The following is a 20,142-nucleotide window of genomic DNA, read 5'->3' on the forward strand; positions in this document are numbered from 1 at the left end:
CCCTCTGGCGCTTGCCCCGCGGGCGGGTGACGGGCAGGGTCGGGCGATCCCGCCCTTTTCGGACGGGCCCCACCCCATCCCCGCCCCATCCCCACCCCATCCCATCCCTGCAGGAGCTCATCGTGATCACACAACGACGTGTCCTGGCCGCCGCTCTCGGTGCCTCGACGGTCCTCGCCGGCTTGGCCGCGGCGACCCCCGCCTCCGCAGACCAGGACGGACCCGCTCGCTCGGTCCTGGTGCTCGCCCGGTCCGGCGCCGCGGACGGTGCCGTCCGTGACGCCATCACCCGCGCCGGCGGCAGCGTCACCGCCGTCGACTCCGCCATCGGTCTCTACACCGTCACCACCACCACGTCCCGCTTCACCGGCGACGTGCGCGGCGCGGACGCGGTCGAGACCGCCGCCGCCGACCGCGTGGTGGGCTTCAGCCGCAAGCCGGCCAAGGCGTCCGCGTCCGACATCGAGCGGTTGAAGGCCGAGCGCGCCCAGGCCCGTGGCAAGAAGGCCCCGGCCCCGAGCGTCGACACCAACGGCGAGCCGCTCGCACCCCTGCAGTGGAACATGCGGATGATCCGCACCGCAGAGGCCCACCGCATCGCCATGGGCCGCGGGGTCCGGGTGGTCGTGATCGACACCCCCAGATCGCGCAGCTCGCCCAGGACGTGGAGAAGGCCGGCATCGGCCGCCGTCCACGCCACGACTGCGTCGTCTGCTACCAGTCGACCCCACTGGGCCAGGGGCAGCACGTGCTTGTTGCGCTCGGGGTGAAGGGGCACCGAGATGGCCGCCTCCGGGCCCACAGGATCGCCGAGGATCTCCCGCAGCCGTGGCAATGTGAGCTCCTCGACGGCCACGAGGCCGCGGGTGACGAGCTGCGGGCGCAGGCGGAGCGAGACGGTGGTGTACGACCACAGGCATGCGGGGCACACGCCGCCGTCCTGGCGGATCCACCCGTCGAAGGACGCGAACTTCTTCGTCAACGCGGTACGGACCGGCTGGACCTTCCCGAAGCGCCCGCAACACGCGCAGGAGCCTTCCTCGGCGAGGCCGGGTGGTGCCGGTGACCCGTAGCCGATCCAGGCCGCGTGGACGACGTCGAGCGCCTGAGCCGGCGCCGACAGCGATGATGCAGCATCGGGCACGAGGTGTCTCCGTGAGAGGGGACGATTGGGGAGGGCCAGGGTACGCCGACGGCGCCACCTTCCACCTGGAGAGCAGCGCCGTCGAGAGCGAGGTCGGCGGGAGAGAACCCGTGCGCGGATTCCCGCGCACGGGTTCTTCGCCCCGGTCCCTGCCCCGACCGCGTTTGGCAAAACCGACAGGAAATGACCGGTGAGATGCGCTCGATCGGCCTCATCAGCCTGCGTTAATTCATGAGGGTCGCACGGCAGGTGTGGCTACTAGGGCAGGCTGTTGGTGATGGCCAGGTGAGGGGGCTGAATTGACCTGACGTAACGAGGCGGCGAGGGGCTGCGATCGCGAACACAACGGATCCCTCCCGCCAGGTCAATGCTGCGTATTGGGGGAAATGTGCGTAGCTGTGGTGGGCGACGTCGCCGTCCCTGCTGACGATCGACGATTCAAATAATTCCGTATTAATGGTGAAGCCTGTACGGATAGCCTTGCTGAGGGCTTCCGCGGCTGTCCAGGTGCGAATCGGTGTTAAATCGTGCAGCCCGATCGCGTGGGCAGGGGTTTGGAACGTGCGAGAGGCAATGCTGAGGGTTCTTTCAGAAATCATCTCGACATCGAGGCCGAGGGGAGTCGCGCAGTCGTGCACCAGCGCTGCTACGCAGGGTCCGGCGTGAGCAAGGCTGACGGCCCACGGGCCTGCCTCGCGTAGAACGGGTTGGCCGAATTCTCCTCTGTCGACCCACGGCTGGTCATGATGACTATTAGCCATGCTCGCAGAGTGCGTAGGCAGGGTGTCCTGCGTGGCACACTCCAGGGCTCGCCGAGCCGTGGAGCGGCCTCGTAGGTACTCTGCCCGCCGCGCGGACGACCACCCATCGCAGGCGGAGGACTCTTGCGGGTGGGAGCGAGGAGCGCCCGAGGTCGGGTGGCACCGATCGCCCTGACAGCCGGAGCATTCGACTGCCAGTGCAACGGCGCCATCCCTTGCTGTGTACATCAATGCCGTGGTAGTGCTCCTTTTTTCAGAGGCGCGGATCCATGTAAGGGTCAGTCAGTTGGGTGCAGTAGTCCCATAGCAGCTGCGCATTGGCAACATCGTAGGACAGTGGCGAGCTGGGGCGAGGGGACCTGCGGGTCACGTAGGTACCTCCGAATTGGAGGGCGGCCGGATCGGTGGCGAGCCAGGAAAGGTTGCGGGACGACTCTTCGACGGTATTCGCTTCTGGGAACTTGGCGATTGCGCCGGCGATTCCGGTGTATATCGAGCGCACAAGCGGCGGGTAATCGCGCGCCAGTCCCGTGGCGGGCATGAGACCGGGATCGAAGGCGAAGGATCGGATCCCATGGGACTTGTCGCGGCGGTCGATCTCGTAGGCCATGTAAATCGAGCACAACTTGCTCGTCGAGTAGCGCACGCGCCCCGCCTGCGAACTCGTGGATGCATCGCTCGGGGGAAAGAACAACAGTGCTGGGTCGTTCCACTGGGCCGCAGGGAAGCCCCAAGCGCGTGGTCCTCCTCGATGGGTCTCAGACCCTAGCGTGATGACGCGGGCGCCGGTGGGCAGTTTGTCCCGCAACTGTCGGTAGAGTAGGAAGTGGCCGAGGACGTTGGTGGCCATGGTGAGCTCGAGCCCATCCACGGAGTGCTCGATGCCCCTGACGACCTGCAGTCCGGCGTTCATGACAATGCTGTCGAAGGTGTCCGCCTCCTTAGCCAGCGTGCGCGCGGCATGCGCTACTGATGCGAGGTCTGCCAGATCGCACTGGATCGCACGGACTTGGCCAGCAGGGTGGGAGGCCGCGGCGATCGACTGTTTGAGTGCGTCAGCCTTGTCCATGTTCCGGGCCAGAACAGTGACGTCGTGGCCGGCGGATGCGAGGACGTGGGCGGTATTCCACCCGAGTCCCGACGTTGCGCCGGTGAGTAGGACCTTCATCGCGGGAATCCTTCGAAATGGCCGTCGGTGAGGGCTTTAGTGATGCAGCGGTCGGCAAGAGCTGTCACGGTCAGGGCCGGGGGTACTGCGCCGGTGGAACCGGGGATGAGCGAAGCATCCATGACGTAGAGTCCGGAGCAGCCGAGGACCTGTCCGTACTGGTCAGTCGACTTACCCAGGAGTGCTCCGCCTAGGGCATGGGAGGTGAGCAGGCTGCTGGAGATGAGGGCGGTCCGTCCAGGGTTGGCGTCGGTGATCTTGGTGGTGAGCGCGTTGACGGAGGCCGCGACGGGGGTGGGGGCGCCGGGCAGTTCGGGCCAGACGGGCGCGTAGACGCCAGCGAAGCCAGCCAGGTATCCCTTGGGGGGGACGATGCTGGTGCACAGTGACTCTCGGGCGATGGCGTCGACAATCGGGACGCCGACGGGGAAATTCAGCATGCTGACGGGCGGGGTCAGGCCGTCCCAGCGGCGCCCGACGACGTGTGCTGGACCGCCGACTGCCGGCTGCGGGTTTACGGTGCCTCCGAGCAGGACGATGGTGTCGCCGTTAGTTCCCCACTGGGTACCCACGGTGCTGGGGATGGGGGCTGTGCGTGCAGCGCGCGCGGCCATGAGGAGCCGACTAGAACCGAGCGATCCGGCTGCAAGGATCACCTTGGGGGAGCCGAGTGCGTAGGTCTGGGTGACTGCACCGGCGAGGGAGAGCTTTTCGACAGTGACGGTCCACCCACTGGCCCCCGCACTGGCCAGCGCCTTGACCCTGCTGAGAGGGCGGACCTCCACCAGGCCTGTCTTCTCCGCCGCGGCGAGGATGGTGCGGTCTACGGATCGCTTTGCGCCGCTGTTGACGCCGAGGATGCAGTCACCCTTGATGAGGGAAGGGATGTATCGGCCGGCCATCTCGCCTCGGACGCGTTCCCAGTCAACGGCGATGTCGGCGAGAACTGTATCGATGCCAGCACGCTCGAGCTCGGTTCGGGCCTGTCGTGCGTTGGCGTACTGAGGCGACTGCAGGACATCGTCGGGGATAGGGGTGGCGCCGATCAGGTCGCGTGCGCGCGGGTACCACCGGGTAGCCATCTCGTCGTAACCGAGGGTAGCTCCGAAGGAACTAGTGAAATGGTCTCGGCGAGGCACCATCATGACGGCATTGTTGACCAGGGAACCGCCTCCGACACCAGAGCCTGCGAGAGCGGTAATTCCCGCGCCGATGTTGGCCTCCAGTACGCCGGTGGAGAGCGGGACGAACCCCGGGACTACTGGTGAGGTGTTGGACAGCCAGAAGGCTCGCCCGTCCAGCCGGTCGGGGGTGGCGAAGACGGGGGTGACGCCGTCGGTCTGCCAGCGACGCCCTCGTTCTAGGACGATGGAGCGAATACCGGCTTGGGCAAGTCGCAGCGCGGCGACTGCTCCGGCGTAGCCACTTCCGATAATGACGACGGCTGTCGCGTCGGAGGCGGCGTATGCCGGACGCGTAGTAGACGCAGCGGCTGTGGCTGTTGTTGCGGCGGTGGCGGCCGCGGCTGTCAGGACAGCTCGTCGGCTGGGGGTACCTGTGGTGTGCATGATCTTCAGTCTCCGATGATGAAGGGAAGGCGGGCGAAGCCGAAGGAACCCTGCGTCAGGCGCAGAGTCGGGGGGTCGGCGGGGTCGAGGGAGAGCCGGTGCACGTGGGGGTACCAACTGCGGAAACTGAGGTCTGCCAGTAGGCGGGATAGGGCGGTTCCTGGGCAGAAGTGGGGCCCGCCCCCGAAGGCCATGTGGCGTTCGATGGTGGGTCGTGAGATGTCGAAGGTGTCGGGGTCGGGGTACTGGCGCGGGTCGCGGTTCGCGGAGGCGAGTAGGACGTGGACGAGCGACCCCGCCGGGATATCGACGCCGTGCAGATTAACATCGGTCAGGGCGCGGCGTAGAACCAATGCTGCCCATTGTTCATTGGATCCTTGGGCGGCTTCTGGAAGCGGTTGAATGAAGCCATCAAGGCCTCTTCTCCACGCTTTACGGCGTCACGAGTTTCTGAGATTGACATCTTGCTGCCCCTGTCCCTGCATCTCGTCGAAGTGTCCCGGCTGCCGTCCGGGTGTCCAGCTTCTACGGCGACGGCATCGTCGACGCCCTGAGCGCGGTCACCAAGAAGCACTGACCGCCACCTGCTCCTGCACGTCGTGGGCGCTCGTCACCGGGTCACCGGGGCGGGCGCCCACGCCGCGTGCGGCTGGGGCACCGGCTGCGATGATGGGACGCATGCCCGAGACGACACCGCCGTCCCTGCGCCGCGCGACCCTGCCCGTCGAGGGGCTGCCCCCCGGGTGGGCGCTCCGGGTCCCGGACGAGCGGGACGTCCATCGGCTCGCCTGGCTCCGCTGCGCCGTGACGGACCGGTCGGTGCCCGGTGCGACTCCGGACGTCCGCACGGTGCTGCTCGAGATCACCGGCGTCGCGTCCTGGACCCGGCGCCAGGCCGTGGTCGTCGACCCCGTGGGGATGGTCCGCGGGTGGTCCGCGGTGCACGACCGCGCCGCCGGGCGGGTCCTCGCGCACGTCACCGTCGAGCCCGACCTCGACGAGCAGCTCGGCGCGGGGACCGAGGACGCCGTGGCGCGTGCCCTGCTCGGCTGGGTGGAGGACGCGGCTCGCGCCGTCGCCCACCTGCGACGCCTGGGCTCCACCCAGATCGACACGGGCTCGTATGCCGGTGACGAGCGTCAGGCGGGGTGGCTGCGAGGCGCCGGCTTCCGGCCCACGCGCACGTGGCTGCAGATGAGCCGGCCGGTCGACCCCGAGGGCGACCACCCGGCCACCCTCCCCGCCCCGCGGGAGGGGGTCCGGGTGCGGCGGGTCCGGTTGCACACCAACGGACTTCCCCTCGCCGAGGACATCCAGATCATCCACGAGATGCTCGAGGAGTCGTTCGCCGACCACTTCAACAGCTATCGCGAGAGCTTCCCGGAGTTCGTGCAGCGGCTGCAGGAGGACCCGGGGCACCGCTGGGACTCGTGGTGGCTGGCGGAGGTGCGCGGCGGCGCCGGGGAAGCTGCAGGGGACGACGCCGGGGGCGGCGGCTGGCTCGCCGGCGGCGCCCTCGTCGGCACGGTCCTCGCCCCGGACCGCGACGGGGTGCTGGGCAGCTATGTCGACTACATCGGCGTGCACCGCCGCGCCCGGGGACGCGGCGTCGCCAAGGCGCTGCTGCACACGGCGATCGGCGACGCCGCGCTGCAGGACCGCAACCGGGTCGGACTCGAGGTCGACGACGACTCCCCGACGGGCGCCGACGCGCTCTATCGCTCGCTCGGCTGGGAGACGGCCTACCGCACCTGCTCCTGGCACCGGGACGTCGAGGTGTGAGCCGCCGCAGTCAGTCGACCAGACCCATGCCGCGGCGCCCGGCGTCGTTGAGCTCGTCCTCGCGGAAGCGGTCCGGCCAGCTCGCCTCGTAGTGCTCCTCCGGGAAGTCGTAGGGGGACTCGCCGGCGCGGAAGGCCTTGCGGACGTGGTCGGCGTACGCCTCGTTCTTGGCGCACCAGGGCGCGGCGGGGATGTACATCACGTTGCCCCACCCCTGCTGGTCCTGGACGGGCTCGACGCCGTGGATCATGTCGCAGTGCCACCACACGGAGTCGCCGGGCGCCACGTCCGGGATCCCGGCGGTGGCCTCGAGGAGCAGCGGGTGCCACTGCTCGTCGGCGGGAAAGACCTGGTTGACCGTGACGCCGCACATGGAGTCCTCGGGCACGTCCGCCAGCAGCGGCCGCAGCATGAGGTAGGCCATGGCGTGCGGGATCGGGACGGTGTAGAGCACGCCCTGGTCGTGGCGCATCTCGGACAGCGCGGTCCATCCCTGGAAGGTGCGGAAGGCCGAGCACATCGTCGAGCCGGGGTACTGCGCGGCCTCGGTGCGGTAGGCGGCGTCCCAGGGGTCGTACTCCTCCGGGCGCCCGTCGAACAGGTGCCGGAAGTGGCGCTGGTAGCCCTCGCTCATCCACAGGTCGAGGGTGCCGGGGTCGAGGTGGGAGCCGAGGCCCTTGCTGGACGCGCCCGGCGGACGACGACGGATGCGGTCGGGATAGAGCGAGTCGCGGTCCGGGTCGAACCAGCTGCGCCCCTCCGACTCGTGCGTCCACAGCCCGTTGAGGAAGGCCTGGACGCGCGCCATCCGCGGGTGCTGGCGGGCCTCCATCTGCGGGTGCGACCAGTAGACGGGGTAGATCTCGGGCTTGGACCCCACCGTGCCGAAGAAGTCGTCCCCCGGCCCGCGGTAGTCCTCGAAGAACCGGTTGCGGTCCACGTAGTCGACGACCTCGCGGTCCCAGGCCTCGGCCTGCTCGCGCGGGAAGTGCCCGCGGACGACGGCGCAGCCGCGGCGGCGCAGCAGGGCGAGCTGCTCGGCCGAGACCGTGCCGGACTCGATGTCGGCGTAGTCGATCTCGGGCCAGACGGGGCGGCCGGCCTCCCGGTCGGCGCGGATCGCCTCCACCTCCTCGCGGACCTTCGCCTCGACGACGGCGAAGACCTCCTCGACGGTGCGGCCGCTCGCGGCGATGCGGGCGCGCAGCGCGGCCTTGATCTCGCGGATGGCGGCGGGCAGGTCCGCCGGCGTGGTCTCCCAGTGGGGGAGGGCGGGCAGGTCGTTGACCGTCATGGCTGCTCCTACGACTTCGTTGTGGCTCCTTACTGAAAGGGTGGCAGGGCGTCTGCTATTTTGCAAGGGTTCCTAACTAACCGTTCCGGGCCGCCCCCGGACACGGGAGAGACGAGGGCCGTATGACGTCAGCCACCGCCCCCACGGGCCTCGGCCTCGTCCGGGGCGCCACCGACCGGATCGTGCTCGAGTCGCTGGTCGACGCCGGGCGGCAGACCCGGGCCGAGATCGCCCAGGCCACCGGCGTGTCCAAGCCGACGGTGTCCGAGGCGGTGCGCCGCCTCGGCGAGCTCGGCGTCGTGGCCGAGGCGGGCCGGCAGGAAGGCACGCGGGGGAGGTCCGGCATCTACTACGAGCTCGCCGCCGGGGCGGGCCTCGCCGTCGCCCTGCACGCCGGTCCGCACCTCGTCGTCGGGGAGTCGCGGGACGTGCGTGGCGGCCTCGTGCGGCGGGTCGAGCGGCCGGTCGGCCTCACGGTCACCGCCGACGAGCTGCTGGGCGAGCTGGCTGGCGCGCTGTCCGCCCTCACCGCCTCCGACGGCACCCGGGGGGCCTCGTCCGTGGCTGCAACGACTGTCTCGGTCGCCGACCCGGTCGAGCACCGCAGCGGGCGCCTCGTGCATGTGCCGGGGTCGCCGTTCGTGCGGGGGGAGGCGTGCCTGCGCGACGTCGTCGGCGGGGCCGCCGAGATCGACAACGACGTCCACTGGGCCGCGGTGGCCGAGCTGCACCAGGGGCAGACGGACACCTTCCTGCAGCTGTACCTGGGGGCCGGCATCGGGGCGGCGCTGGTCGCCGACGGTCGGCTGGTGCGGGGGGCGCGCGGGCTGGCGGGCGAGGCGGCGTACGCGGTGACGGCGGCGGGTCGGACCGGTCGCCGGTCGTCCCCCCGCATGCTCGACGTGCTGGTCGAGGAGGGGCTCACCGTCGACGGTGGCACGGTCGTCGACGTCGCCGCCGTCGCAGCGCTGATGCGGCGAGGTGCCGCGCAGGGCACGGCCGCTCGCGTCGTGGGAGCCGTCGGGGACGTGCTGTGCTCGGCGATCGCCCTCGTGGATCCCGGCCGCGTCGTGCTGAGCGGCCCGTGGGGGTGCGAGCCGCGGCTCGTCGACGCGCTGAGGACCCACCTGGCGGAGGCGGCGGTGCTGCCCGTCGAGGTGGTGACCAGCGTGACGGGGACGCAGGCGCCGCTCGACGGCGCCCGGCAGCGGTCCGTGGAGCTGGCCCGCGCGGCCCTGCTGTCCCGCGTGCCCTGACGGCGTCCCGACCTGCCGGCCGGTCGCGAGCCCGGCAGTCGTATGCCGGACGCCTCCCACGCCCGGGGCCGGGGCACTGTCACCATGGCGCCATGAAGGCCCTGCTGCTCGAGAACGTCCACCCCCTCGCGACGACCCTGCTGACCGAGGCGGGCATCGAGGTCGACCACCGTCCCGGAGCCCTGGACGAGGCCGAGCTGGTCGAGGCGCTGCGCGGCGTGCAGCTTCTCGGCATACGGTCCAAGACCGAGGTGACCCCCGCGGTCGTCGAGGCCGCCGAGGACCTGCTGGCCATCGGGGCCTTCTGCATCGGGACCAACCAGATCGCGCTCGCCCCCGCCGCCGAGCGCGGCATCCCGGCGTTCAACGCGCCGTACTCCAACACCCGGTCCGTGGTCGAGCTCGCGCTCGCCGAGATCATCGTCATGGCGCGGCGCCTCACCGAGAAGGACCGGGCGCTGCACGACGGCGTGTGGCGCAAGGACGCCAAGGGCTCGCACGAGATCCGGGGTCGTCGGCTCGGCATCGTGGGCTACGGCAACATCGGCTCGCAGCTGTCCGTGGTGGCCGAGATGCTCGGCATGGAGGTCTACTTCTACGACATCCAGGACCGGCTCGCGCTGGGCAACGCGCGCCGCTGCGGCAGCCTGGAGGAGCTGCTCGACATCGCCGAGGCCGTGACCCTGCACGTCGACGGGCGCGACGGCAACGCCGGCTTCTTCGGGCGCGAGCAGTTCGAGCGGATGCGACCGCGCTCGCTGTTCCTCAACCTCTCGCGCGGCTTCCTCGTGGACTACGAGGCGCTGCGCGACGGCCTGCAGTCGGGGCACATCGCGGGCGCCGCGGTCGACGTGTTCCCGGTCGAGCCCAAGAAGTCGGGGGACCCGTTCACCTCCCCGCTCCAGGGCCTGCCCAACACGGTGCTCACCCCGCACGTCGGCGGCTCGACCGAGGAGGCGCAGGAGGACATCGGCCGGTTCGTCGCCGGCAAGCTGCGCGACTACGTCAGCTATGGCACGACCACCCTGTCGGTCAACCTGCCGGCGCTGACGCTGCAGCACGTCCCCGGCGACCACCGGCTCACCCACTTCCACACCAACACCCCCGGGGTCCTCGCCAAGGTCAACCACATCCTTGCCTCGCACGGCGTCAACATCGGGGGCCAGCTCCTCGGCACCCAGGGCCACGTGGGGTATGTCGTGACCGACGTCGACTCGCCCCTCAACGAGGACGCCCTGGCGGAGCTGCACGACCTGCCCGAGACCATCCGGCTGCGCGTCATCGACTGACCTCGCCGGACGGCCCGGCACGCCGTGTCAGACTTGGCGCACCCACGGCGCCGACGCAGGCGGGGCCGGCAGCACCACCCGTGAGCAGGAGACGCGCATGACCCAGCAGTTCCGCCGACGCGCGCTCGCCGCCGTCGCCACCGCGAGCGTCCTCGCGCTGACGGCGTGCAACGCCGGCTCCTCCTCGACCGGGTCGAGCGGGAGCGCCACGGGCAGCGGTGGGGGCGCGTCCGGCCAGAGCGTCGCCATCGGTCTGGTGCTCGAGCCCACGAGCATGGACTTCACCCGGTCCGACGGCGCCGCCATCGCCCAGGCGCTGCTCGGCAACGTCTACGAGGGCCTGGTCAAGGTCGACGAGAAGGGCGCCATCCAGCCCTCCCTCGCCACGAGCTGGACCATCAGCCCCGACCGCCGGACCTACACCTTCGATCTGGTGCAGGGCGCGAGGTTCAGCAACGGCGCACCGCTGACCGCCGACGACGTCGTCTTCTCCATCAACCGGGTCAAGACCGACTGGGCCGTCGCGGTGAAGCGGTCCATGGACGTGGTGAGCTCGGCCACGGCGCTCTCGCCCACCAAGGTCCAGGTCACGCTCTCGCGCCCCAGCAACTCCTGGCTCTACGCGATGACCACGCGCGTCGGCGCCGTCTTCAGCCGCACCGGTGTCGCCGAGCTCGCCACCACACCCGTCGGCACCGGTCCCTACACCCTCGGTGAGTGGCGCCGCGGCGACGCCATCGTGCTGCGCCGCAACGACGCCTACCACGGCGCCAAGCCGTACTTCGGGCAGGTGACTCTGCGCTACATCAAGGACGCGGCGGCGCTCAACAACGCCCTGCTGTCCGGCACCATCGACGTGATCGGCACGGTCCAGTCGCCCGAGTCGCTGCAGCAGTTCACCACCAACGACCGCTACCGCGTGATCGAGGGCACGACCAACGGCGAGGTCATGCTCACGATGAACACCTCTCGCCCGCTCCTCAAGGACAGGGCCGTCCGCCAGGCGATCCGTCAGGCCATCGACCACAGGTCGCTGCTGCAGACCTGCTGGGCCGGGCACGGCACGCTCCTCGGCGCGATGGTCCCGCCCACCGACCCGTGGTACCAAGACCTCACGGGCGTCGCGCCGTTCGACCGCGCCAAGGCCACCCAGGCGCTCAAGGACGCCGGCGCGGCCGGCCGGACGCTGCGCCTGCGCCTGCCGGCGGCGCCCTACGCCACGACCTGCGGCCAGGTGGTCAAGTCCGACCTCGAGCAGGCCGGGCTCAAGGTGACCATCGACCAGATGGACTTCCCGACCTGGCTGTCCGACGTGTTCAAGGGCGCGGACTACGACCTGACGATCGTCGCGCACGTCGAGCCCCGAGACATCGGCCGGATGTTCGGCAACCCGGACTACTACACGAGGTACGACAACAAGGCGGTCCAGGCCGAGCTCGCCGCCGCCGACGCGGGCACCGAGGCCCAACAGGTCGAGCACATGAAGGAGGTCGCCCGCCTCACCGCCGAGGACGCGGCCTCGGACGTGCTCTTCCTCATGCCCAACCTCGTCGTCGCCGACAAGGACATCCAGGGCCTGCCGACCAACGCCGTGGGCGAGACCCTCGATCTCGCGCACCTGTCGCGGTCCTGACGCCGGCCCGCCGACCCCACGCCCCATGCTCCTCGGACTGCTGCGCCGCGTCGGGACCTTCCTCGTGTCCCTGCTCGTCAGCAGCGTCCTCGTCTTCGGCTTCATGGTGCTGTTGCCGGGCGACCCCGCCAGGGTGGCTCTCGGCACCAACGCGACCGAGGAGGCCGTGACCGCGCTGCGGCACGAGCTCGGGCTCGACCGACCGCTGGTCGTGCAGTATGCCGAGTGGTTGCGCGGACTCGTGACCGGCGACCTCGGCCGGTCCTACGTCTCCCGCGCCGACATCGCCCCGCAGGTCGCCGACCGCCTCCAGGTGTCCATGCTCCTCGTGCTCGCCGCGATGGTGGTGGCGGTGGTGGTCGCCCTACCGCTCGGCACCCTCACGGCGCTGCACCACCGACGGCCGGCCGGTGTCGTGCTCGCCGCGCTGTCCCAGGTCGGGGTGGCCGTGCCGGCGTTCCTCGTCGGCGTGCTCCTCATCAGCCACGTCTCCGTGCAGCTGCGCTGGCTCCCGGCCAACGGGTGGACGCCGCCCGCGCGGGACCCCGTGATGTTCGTCCGGCAGCTGATCCTGCCCGCGCTGTCGCTCGGCATCGTGCAGGCGGCCGTGCTCGCCCGCTACGTGCGGTCCGCGATCCTCGACGTGCTGCACGAGGACTACCTGCGGACCGCCCGGGCCAAGGGCCTGCGTCCCGGGCCGGCGCTCGTGCGGCACGGCCTGCGCAACGCGTCGGTGCCCGTCATGACCGTCCTCGGGCTGCAGCTGGCGACGACGCTCATCGGGGCGGTCGTCGTCGAGCGGGTGTTCGTCATACCGGGGCTGGGCTCGTTGCTGCTGGACAGCGTCGGCACCCGTGACCTCGTCGTCGTCCAGGACGTCGTCATGGTCCTGGTCGTGGCGGTGCTGCTGATCAACCTGCTCGTGGACCTGCTCTACCTCGTGCTCGACCCGCGCCTGCGGACGGGCACCCGATGAGCGCCCGGGCCCGCGGCCGACGGGCAGACGCATCCCTCGTCGTCGGCGCCGTCCTGGTGGGGCTCGTCGTGCTCACCGCCCTGGTCAGCTTCGTCTGGACCCCGCACCCGCCGGGGCTCACCGACGGGTCCGTGGCCCTGCGCGGACCCATGCCCGGCTACCCGCTCGGCACCGACCGGCTGGGCCAGGACGAGCTGTCCCGCCTCATGGTGGGCGCCCGCACGACCCTGCTGGTCGGCATCGTCGCGGTCGGGCTGGCCGCCGTCGTCGGGGTGCCGCTCGGCGTCCTCGCCGGGATGCGCGGCGGGCTCGTCGGGCGCCTCGTGATGCGCGCCAACGACCTGCTGCTGGCGTTCCCCGCCCTGCTGCTGGCGATCATGCTCGCGGCCGTGCGGGGCGGCTCGACCACGGTGGCGATGGTCGCGATCGGCATCGCCTCCATCCCGACCTTCGCGAGGGTGACGCGGTCGGGCGTGCTGTCGATCATGCAGCGCGAGTATGTCCTCGCTGCCCGTTCCGCCGGCCGCACGCCCCGCGGGATCGCCTGGCACCACGTGCTGCCCGGCGTCGCCAACCTGGTGGTCGTGCAGTCCTCGGTGGCCTTCGGGATGGCGATCCTCGCCGAGGCGGGCCTGTCCTACCTCGGGGTCGGGACACCGCCGGACGTGCCGAGCTGGGGCCGCATGCTCTACGACAGCCAGGCCACCCTCTGGCAGACCCCGCGGCTCGCGTGGATCCCGGGCCTCGCGATCGCGGCGGCCGTCCTCGGCTTCAACCTCCTGGGCGATGGTTTGCGCGACCTGCTCGATCCGACGATGGAAGACCGACGATGAGCGGTCACGTGCTCGCGATCACGGGGCTGGCCATCGACGCGGGCGGCACCCGGCTGCTCGACGACGTGTCGCTCACGATCGCGCCGGGCGAGCGGGTCGGGCTGATCGGCGAGTCGGGCTCCGGCAAGTCGATCACCTCCCTGGCCATCATGGGGCTGCTGCCGAGGTCGCTGCACGCCAGCGGGTCGATCCGGCTGGCCGGGGTGCCGCACGACGTCGTCGGCGCCTCCGAGGAGGAGCTGTCGCGGGTGCGGGGCCGTGACGTCGCCATGGTCTTCCAGGAGCCCCTCACCGCGCTCAACCCCACGATGCGCGTCGGCGACCAGGTGGCCGAGGCCATGACCATCCACGGGACCCAGCCGTCCCGGTCGGCGGCCCGGGCCCGAGCCGTCGAGCTGCTCGACGCCGTGCGCCTGCCCGACCCCGCGAACCTCGCCCGGGCCTATCCGCACCAGCTGTCCGGCGGCCAGCGCCAGCGGGTCGTGCTCGCCATCGCCCTAGCCAACGACCCGGCGCTGCTCATCTGCGACGAGCCCACGACCGCGCTCGACGTGACGGTGCAGGCACAGGTGCTCGACCTGGTCGTGCGGGGCGTCGAGTCCCGGGACGCCGCCCTGCTCTTCATCACCCACGACCTCGCCGTCGTGGCGACCGTGTGCGAGTCCGTCGCCGTGATGTACGCCGGGCGCATCGTCGAGGCCGGCCCCGTCGAGGAGGTGTTCCGGCGCCCTCGCCACCGCTACACCCAGGGACTGCTCGCGGCCTGCGACCTCGCGGTCGACCCTGCGACCGGGCGCCTTCGCACCATCGCGGGCTCCGTGCCGCCCGCGGGGGAGCTCCCGGACGGCTGCGTGTTCCGCACGCGCTGCTGGAAGGCCACGGACGAGTGCCGCACGACGCCGCCCTGGACCGTGGAGGGCGGCGGGCCGAGCGACCCCGAGGGCCTGGCGGCGCGCGGTTTCGCCTGCCACCACCCCGCGCGGTCGGAGACGGTCGTATGACGCCCCCGGCCATCGCGGTGCGCGAGCTCACGCGGGACTACCCCCGCCCGCGTCGCCGCCTGCTCGAGCCCGCCCCGGTCGTCCGGGCGCTGCGCGGGGTGAGCCTCGAGGTCGCGCCGGGGGAGAAGCTCGGCATCGTGGGGGAGTCCGGCTCCGGCAAGTCCACCCTGCTGCGCATCGTCGCCGGGCTCGACCGCGCGACCGGCGGCACCGTGGCCGTCGACGGCCGCGACGTCACCCGTGCCTCCGACCGTGAGCTGGCCTGGCTGCGCCACCGCCTGCAGGTCGTCTTCCAGGACCCGATGAGCTCGCTGGACCCGCGCCACCGGGTCGGCACCATCGTCGCCGAGCCGCTGCATGCCCTCGGGCTCGGGCGCACCCTCGACGTCGACGCGCGGGTCGCCGAGCTGCTGTCGTCCGTGGGCCTGACGCCCGACGCCGCGCGGCGCTACCCCCACCAGTTCTCCGGGGGGCAGCGGCAGCGCATCGCGATCGCGCGGGCGCTGGCGCCGTCGCCCGGCATACTCCTCGCCGACGAGCCCGTCTCGGCCCTGGACGTGTCCGTGCGGGCGCAGGTGCTGGGCGTCATCGACGATCTGGTCCGCGAGCTGGCGCTGACCCTGGTCTTCGTCTCGCACGACCTGACCGTGGTGCGGCACGTGTGCGACCGCGTCGCCGTGATGCACGAGGGGCAGCTGGTCGAGAGCGGGCCGACGGCGCAGGTCTACGACGACCCGCAGCACGCCTACACCCGGCGCCTCGTCGCGGCGGTCCCGTCGGTGCGGCGCGCGCTCGCCGGCGTGACGGCCGCGGACCTCGCCGCCGGCAGGCCGGATTAGGTCCACCCCGGGGGAGGTGGCGCCGGGGCCGGTGGGCACGATGGGGGTGTCGCACGACGACGCGCCACACCACCTCGGCCGCCCCACCCGGCGGCCGCCTCCCAGGAGCCGGCATGCACGACATCGACCGTTCCCTGATGCCCCACCCCCTCGTCCGCGCGCTCGGCGGAGGCGCTGCTCGCCGATCGGGAGGCCGACGAGGAGGGGGCGTGTTCCCTCCCGGCCTGATCGACGCCCAGGCGGCCATGCTGCGGCCTACCAGGACGAAGACCTGTCCGCACGACTCCTCGGCGACGCCGGCGCCCTGGCCGCCCTGGTGCAGGAGCACCTGCACTGCGGTTGATCGATCAGGCCCGAGGGGAATGCGGCGGATCTCCAGCGGATCCCCAGGCGTCCGGCCTAGGGTCGAGGGCGTGAGGACCACCGACGGCACCCACGACGCGGGCACGACGGCCCGCCCCACGACCGAGCTCGGCACGACGGGGGACGGTCGCGCAGGATCACGGCTCGACACCACCCTCACGGCCACCTCGGCGCTCCAGAGCTTCCGCGACGAGCTGGCCGACCTGTGGGAGGACCTCGAGCCGCTCGTGCGCCCCGCGGACGACGTAGCGATGCTCGACCTGTCGCACCGGCTGGAGCGGCACGTGGTGCTCATGCCCGGCTCCGCCGACCGGTTGCGTGAGCTGGCCAACGACCTCATGGCCCTGATGGCCGGGTGGCAGCACCTCGGCGACGAGGAGCGCATCGTCCTCGCGACCGCCATGGCCTACCTGGCCGAGGCGGACGACGCCGTGCCGGATCACCTGCCGGGTGGGCTCGACGACGATGACCGCGTGGTGGGCGCCGCGGTGCGCGCGGTGCTGCGACCGCGTCGCCGGGTCGCCTGAGGGCGGTCGGTCTTCGTTCAACCACCTCTGGCGATTGCCCCTACTGTCCGGTATTGTCCGCCGTGGTGGGGGGTCGTCCGGGTGAACGGATGACGACGAGGCCATGGGTGCGCACGCTCGGTGAATGACGGGGACGATGATGTGTCCCGACGCCAGCCCCGCGTCGCGCCTCTTTCGAGAGGAAGTCATGATCGAGCAGCCGTGGTGGGCCGAGGGCCCCGCAGACCCCTGGCTCGCTTCGACGGCCCCGTCGTCGACCCGATGGCCCCGCTGCACCGCAGTGCGGTGTATGCCGAGGCCGAGGTCGATCCTGAGCAGGGCAGCACGGTCCGGTCCGTCGTCGTGGGCGGTGTGGTGCTGCTGACCGCCGTCGTCCTGACCGCGGCGGTCGCCGGCCTCGCGTCCCGACCCGGCGTCGACCTGCGCGGTCTCGTGCCTGCCGCGGGACCGGCACCCGCCGCCCACCTCCAGGTGCGCGGCGCCACGCGGACGCCACGCACGACCTCCGCACCCGGCACGGTGGCGGCTCGCTCCGCCGCCGGTTCCGCCACCCCCCGCGTCGCGCGGACGGCCGACACGATGGCGCCGTCCGCCTCGGCCGGGGTGCGGGTCACCGCACGCACGACCCCGACGGGGGACCAGACCCGGCCGGCGCCGGCCACAGCCTTGTCGGCCGCAGCCTCGTCGGCCGCGCCGCCCCGCGTCGCCGCACCGCCGGTCCTGAGGGCCCCGCTCGCCGGTCCCCCGAGGGGTGTCGTCGGCCTGCGTCTCCCACGGACCACGACCGGCCCCGGTGCGACGACGTCCTCGGGGCGAGGGCGCGGCGCGACATACGGGCCCCAGGGCCGAGCCGAGGGGCACGAGGTCCGATCGACCCCGCCACGGCGCTCCCGCGCAGGCGCCGGACCAGGCCCCCGCGCCGAGGACGCCCCGCCCGGGGTGCGACGGGCCAGACCTGCGGCGCGCCCGACTGCACCGGGCCGGGGGGCCCAGCACGAGCCGGGGCGCCGCGCGCGCCAGGGGACCGGGCCGCGAGCGCACTAGCCTGAGAGGTACCGTCTCCCGAGAGGACCTCATGGCCGCGCCCGACCACCAGCCCGTCGCTCGCCCCGACATCGACATCGACGCCGACATCGACGTCGACATCGATGCTGATGCCGATGCTGATGATGCCGACGCCCGCGGTATCGCCCACGACGCCGAGACCGACGTGCCATGGGCCATGCAGGTGGTCGTGCGCCACGACAAGGCGGCGCTCCCGGACGAGGACCTCGTGGCGGCCACCACCGCCCGCGCCGTCGTCACGCTTCTGGCCGATTCCCGGGCCGAGCGCGGTGAGTGGTCCGCGCCCGTCCGGCGCTGGCGGGACGGCCGCATCCGCAAGCTCGTGCGTCGCGCCCGCGGGGTGCGGTGGGAGCGCGCGCAGGTGGTGCCGGGCGTGACGGTGACGGACGGTGCGGCGGCGGTGCGGGCCTACGTCCCCATGCCGACCCGGCCCCTGCCGCCGGAGCTGGACGCCCTGCAGGTGAGCGGGACGACCTTTCCCCCCACGACGCCCGCCCAGCGGGACGCCCGTCCAGCGGCCGTCGTGACGGTGGCCCTGTCGCCGCTCGCCGAGATGACCAGCGGCAAGGCGGCCGCCCAGTGCGGCCACGGCGCCCAGCTCGCCTGGGAGACGATGCGGACACAGGGCGACCCGTCGCTGCCGGCCTGGGCCGAGGACGGCTACCGCGTGCAGGTCGCCAGGCCCGACGAGGCCGGCTGGCGAGCGTGCGCCGACGCCCCCGTGACCGTGGTCGACGCGGGCTTCACCGAGCTCGACGGTCCCACCGAGACGGTGCGGGCCTGGTGGTCAGCGGCCCGCTGACCGCGCACGCCGGATCTCGTCATACATCCGGTCGATCTGCTCGGCGAACCTCTCCTCGACGGCACGCCGACGGACCTTGAGGGTCGGGGTCAGCAGCCCGGCGTCCATGGTCAGCGGCTCGGCCAGCAGCTCCACGCCGCGGACCTGCTCCTGGTGGGGCAGGTCCGCGTTGAGGGCCTGGACGTGACGACGCACGTCCGCGAGGACGTCGTCCCCGGCGTCGGGACCGGGCTGGACCAGCGCCACGAGGCAGACGCGTCGGTCGCCGATCACGACGGCGTGCTCGACGCCCGGGTGCTCGGCGATGCGGGACTCGATCGGGGCGGGGGCGATGTTCTTGCCCTGCTGCGTGACGATGAGGTCCTTGAGCCGGTCGGTGATCCGGACGAAGCCGTCGTCGTCGATCTCGCCGACGTCACCGGTGTGCAGCCACCCGTCCTCGATGACCTCGCGCGTGGCCTCCTCGTCGCGCCAGTAGCCCGCCATCAGGTTGGGCCCGCGATAGAGCAGCTCGCCCTCCTCGCCGCGCCGCAGCTCACCGCCCAGGATGACCCGTCCCACGGTGCCGAAGCGGACGGCGCCAGGACAGTTGAAGGTCATGAGCGGGCCGGTCTCGGTCATGCCGTAGCCCTCGCACACGAGCACCCCCGCGGCCCAGAAGAATTCCGCGACCTCCGGTCGGAGCGGGGCGCCGCCGACGGCGAGGACGGACTTCCGGCCGCCGATGGCGTCGCGCACGTTGTGCAGGACGAGCCGGTCCGCGAGCCGCAGCCGGGCCTGTAGGTGCGTCGGGATCGGCCGGCCCGCGAGGCGCAGCTCGCCCACGCGGCGGCCCACGCCGAAGGCCCAGTCGAAGACGCGGCGGCGCACGGGGCTCTTGTCGGCCATGGCGTGCGCGACGGAGTAGACCGTCTCGTAGAGCTTGGGCACCGCCACCAGCGCGGACGGCCGCGCCTCCCGCAGCTGGTCGGCGACGGTCTTGGGGTCGCGGACGTAGGTGTTGAGGGCGCCGTGGGACAGGACGGCATAGGTCCAGGCGCGCTCGAGGGCGTGCGAGAGCGGCAGGAACGCGAGGCTGGAGTCGTGGGGGCCGATGTCGAAGAAGGCGTCCACCGCGTGCAGCTGGTGCAGCATCGTCGCGTGCGACAGCGCGACCCCCTTGGGGCGGCCGGTGGTGCCCGACGTGTAGATGATGGTCGCGATGTCGTCGCCGTGCCCGGCCTGCGTGCGGCGGGCCACCTCGGCCGACAGGTCGTGGTCGTGCTCGCGGTCCTGCGCCGCGATGACCCGTGACCAGGGCTCCGCTCCGGGGGCGTCGTCGAAGGCGACGACCAGGCGCAGCCCGGAGCCCGTCGTGTCCCCGAGCCGGCCCAGCAGCTCGGCGTCACCCACGAAGGCCGCCGTCGCCCCGCTGTGCTCGAGGACGTAGGCGACCTGGTCGGGGGTGGAGGTCGGGTAGACCGGCACGGGGACGGCGCCGGCGGCCAGGGCCCCGAGGTCGACAAGGGACCACTCCGGGCAGTTGGGGGCGAGGATCGCGACCCGGTCGCCGGGCTCCACGCCGCACGCCACCAGGGCCCTGGCGACGGCCTCGACGCGGCGACCCACCTCGGCATACGACAGCGTGACCGCGCCGTCGCCCAGGACTCGCATCGCGGGCCGGTCGGCGTGCTCGCGCACGACCCGGGCGTAGACCCGGGCCAGGTGGTCCTCCGAGAACCGGGGCGGAGGGACGACGGCGGCACCGGCTCCCGCGGGGTCGCTTGCAGGCACGGGCATCGGGGCTCCAGCTCCGTCGAGGGTGGTCGGGTTCACCATAACCCACGCCACCCGCCGTGGAC

At 72.0% G+C, this 20,142-nt stretch carries 17 protein-coding genes; 12 read left to right on the forward strand and 5 right to left on the reverse strand.

The window, feature by feature from the left end; translation table 11 throughout:
• The first annotated feature begins 122 nt into the window (after window positions 1-122).
• Window positions 123-770 (forward strand): hypothetical protein, encoded by a 648-nt coding sequence (locus GGG17_RS06770; protein ID WP_154592995.1) that lies wholly within the window; start codon window positions 123-125, stop codon window positions 768-770.
• Window positions 771-2,158: 1,388 nt separating this feature from the next.
• Here the strand turns inward: GGG17_RS06770 and GGG17_RS06775 are convergent.
• From GGG17_RS06775 to GGG17_RS17330, 3 genes are read right to left on the reverse strand one after another with little or no spacing between them, the layout of a single operon-like run.
• Window positions 2,159-3,073, reverse strand: coding sequence for an SDR family NAD(P)-dependent oxidoreductase (locus GGG17_RS06775; protein WP_154592996.1), 915 nt, complete (start codon window positions 3,071-3,073; stop codon window positions 2,159-2,161).
• Window positions 3,070-4,641: a GMC oxidoreductase gene (locus GGG17_RS06780; RefSeq protein ID WP_154592997.1), complete on the reverse strand. Its 1,572-nt coding sequence runs from the start codon at window positions 4,639-4,641 to the stop codon at window positions 3,070-3,072. The genes GGG17_RS06775 and GGG17_RS06780 overlap by 4 nt, the downstream gene beginning before the upstream one ends.
• Window positions 4,642-4,646: 5 nt before the next feature.
• Window positions 4,647-4,994, reverse strand: coding sequence for a cytochrome P450 (locus GGG17_RS17330; RefSeq protein WP_154592998.1), 348 nt, complete (start codon window positions 4,992-4,994; stop codon window positions 4,647-4,649).
• 325 nt (window positions 4,995-5,319) lie between these two features.
• Here GGG17_RS17330 and GGG17_RS06790 point away from each other — a divergent pair, with 325 nt between their 5' ends.
• On the forward strand, window positions 5,320-6,423 hold the full coding sequence (locus GGG17_RS06790) for a GNAT family N-acetyltransferase (protein WP_154592999.1): 1,104 nt from the start codon (window positions 5,320-5,322) through the stop codon (window positions 6,421-6,423).
• Between the two features lie 10 nt (window positions 6,424-6,433).
• Here GGG17_RS06790 and GGG17_RS06795 read toward each other — a convergent pair whose 3' ends face one another.
• The gene (locus GGG17_RS06795) at window positions 6,434-7,717 is read right to left on the reverse strand and encodes a DUF1479 domain-containing protein (protein WP_154593000.1); all 1,284 of its coding nucleotides are present in this window, start codon (window positions 7,715-7,717) and stop codon (window positions 6,434-6,436) included.
• 122 nt (window positions 7,718-7,839) lie between these two features.
• Between GGG17_RS06795 and GGG17_RS06800 the strand changes: the two genes are divergently transcribed.
• The 10 genes from GGG17_RS06800 (at window position 7,840) to GGG17_RS06845 (ending at window position 18,301) form a co-directional block, all read left to right on the forward strand.
• A complete protein-coding gene (locus GGG17_RS06800) occupies window positions 7,840-8,973 on the forward strand; it encodes an ROK family transcriptional regulator (protein WP_154593001.1) in 1,134 nt (377 codons plus the stop codon).
• A gap of 92 nt (window positions 8,974-9,065) precedes the next feature.
• Window positions 9,066-10,262, forward strand: coding sequence for a phosphoglycerate dehydrogenase (gene serA / locus GGG17_RS06805; protein ID WP_154593002.1), 1,197 nt, complete (start codon window positions 9,066-9,068; stop codon window positions 10,260-10,262).
• Window positions 10,263-10,359: 97 nt separating this feature from the next.
• A complete protein-coding gene (locus GGG17_RS06810; RefSeq protein WP_154593003.1) occupies window positions 10,360-11,895 on the forward strand; it encodes an ABC transporter substrate-binding protein in 1,536 nt (511 codons plus the stop codon).
• 25 nt (window positions 11,896-11,920) lie between these two features.
• Complete coding sequence (locus GGG17_RS06815) at window positions 11,921-12,871, forward strand: ABC transporter permease (RefSeq protein ID WP_154593004.1); 951 nt, start codon at window positions 11,921-11,923, stop codon at window positions 12,869-12,871.
• The gene (locus GGG17_RS06820) at window positions 12,868-13,704 is read left to right on the forward strand and encodes an ABC transporter permease (RefSeq protein WP_154593005.1); all 837 of its coding nucleotides are present in this window, start codon (window positions 12,868-12,870) and stop codon (window positions 13,702-13,704) included. Before GGG17_RS06815 ends, GGG17_RS06820 begins: the two co-directional genes overlap by 4 nt.
• Complete coding sequence (locus GGG17_RS17120) at window positions 13,701-14,705, forward strand: ABC transporter ATP-binding protein (RefSeq protein ID WP_154593006.1); 1,005 nt, start codon at window positions 13,701-13,703, stop codon at window positions 14,703-14,705. The genes GGG17_RS06820 and GGG17_RS17120 overlap by 4 nt, the downstream gene beginning before the upstream one ends.
• The gene (locus GGG17_RS17125) at window positions 14,702-15,544 is read left to right on the forward strand and encodes an ATP-binding cassette domain-containing protein (protein WP_154593007.1); all 843 of its coding nucleotides are present in this window, start codon (window positions 14,702-14,704) and stop codon (window positions 15,542-15,544) included. Before GGG17_RS17120 ends, GGG17_RS17125 begins: the two co-directional genes overlap by 4 nt.
• A gap of 413 nt (window positions 15,545-15,957) precedes the next feature.
• On the forward strand, window positions 15,958-16,434 hold the full coding sequence (locus tag GGG17_RS06835) for a hypothetical protein (protein WP_154593008.1): 477 nt from the start codon (window positions 15,958-15,960) through the stop codon (window positions 16,432-16,434).
• 261 nt (window positions 16,435-16,695) lie between these two features.
• Complete coding sequence (locus GGG17_RS06840; RefSeq protein ID WP_154593009.1) at window positions 16,696-17,478, forward strand: hypothetical protein; 783 nt, start codon at window positions 16,696-16,698, stop codon at window positions 17,476-17,478.
• 31 nt (window positions 17,479-17,509) lie between these two features.
• Window positions 17,510-18,301 (forward strand): aminoacyl-tRNA hydrolase, encoded by a 792-nt coding sequence (locus GGG17_RS06845; protein WP_230082766.1) that lies wholly within the window; start codon window positions 17,510-17,512, stop codon window positions 18,299-18,301.
• On the opposite strand, the gene GGG17_RS06850 is transcribed toward GGG17_RS06845, so the two are convergent.
• Complete coding sequence (locus GGG17_RS06850; RefSeq protein ID WP_154593010.1) at window positions 18,287-20,080, reverse strand: AMP-dependent synthetase/ligase; 1,794 nt, start codon at window positions 20,078-20,080, stop codon at window positions 18,287-18,289. The genes GGG17_RS06845 and GGG17_RS06850 overlap by 15 nt on opposite strands.
• Window positions 20,081-20,142 lie beyond the last annotated feature (62 nt).

The organism is Arsenicicoccus cauae (assembly GCF_009707125.1).
GTDB classification, from domain to species: Bacteria; Actinomycetota; Actinomycetes; order Actinomycetales; family Dermatophilaceae; genus Arsenicicoccus; species Arsenicicoccus cauae.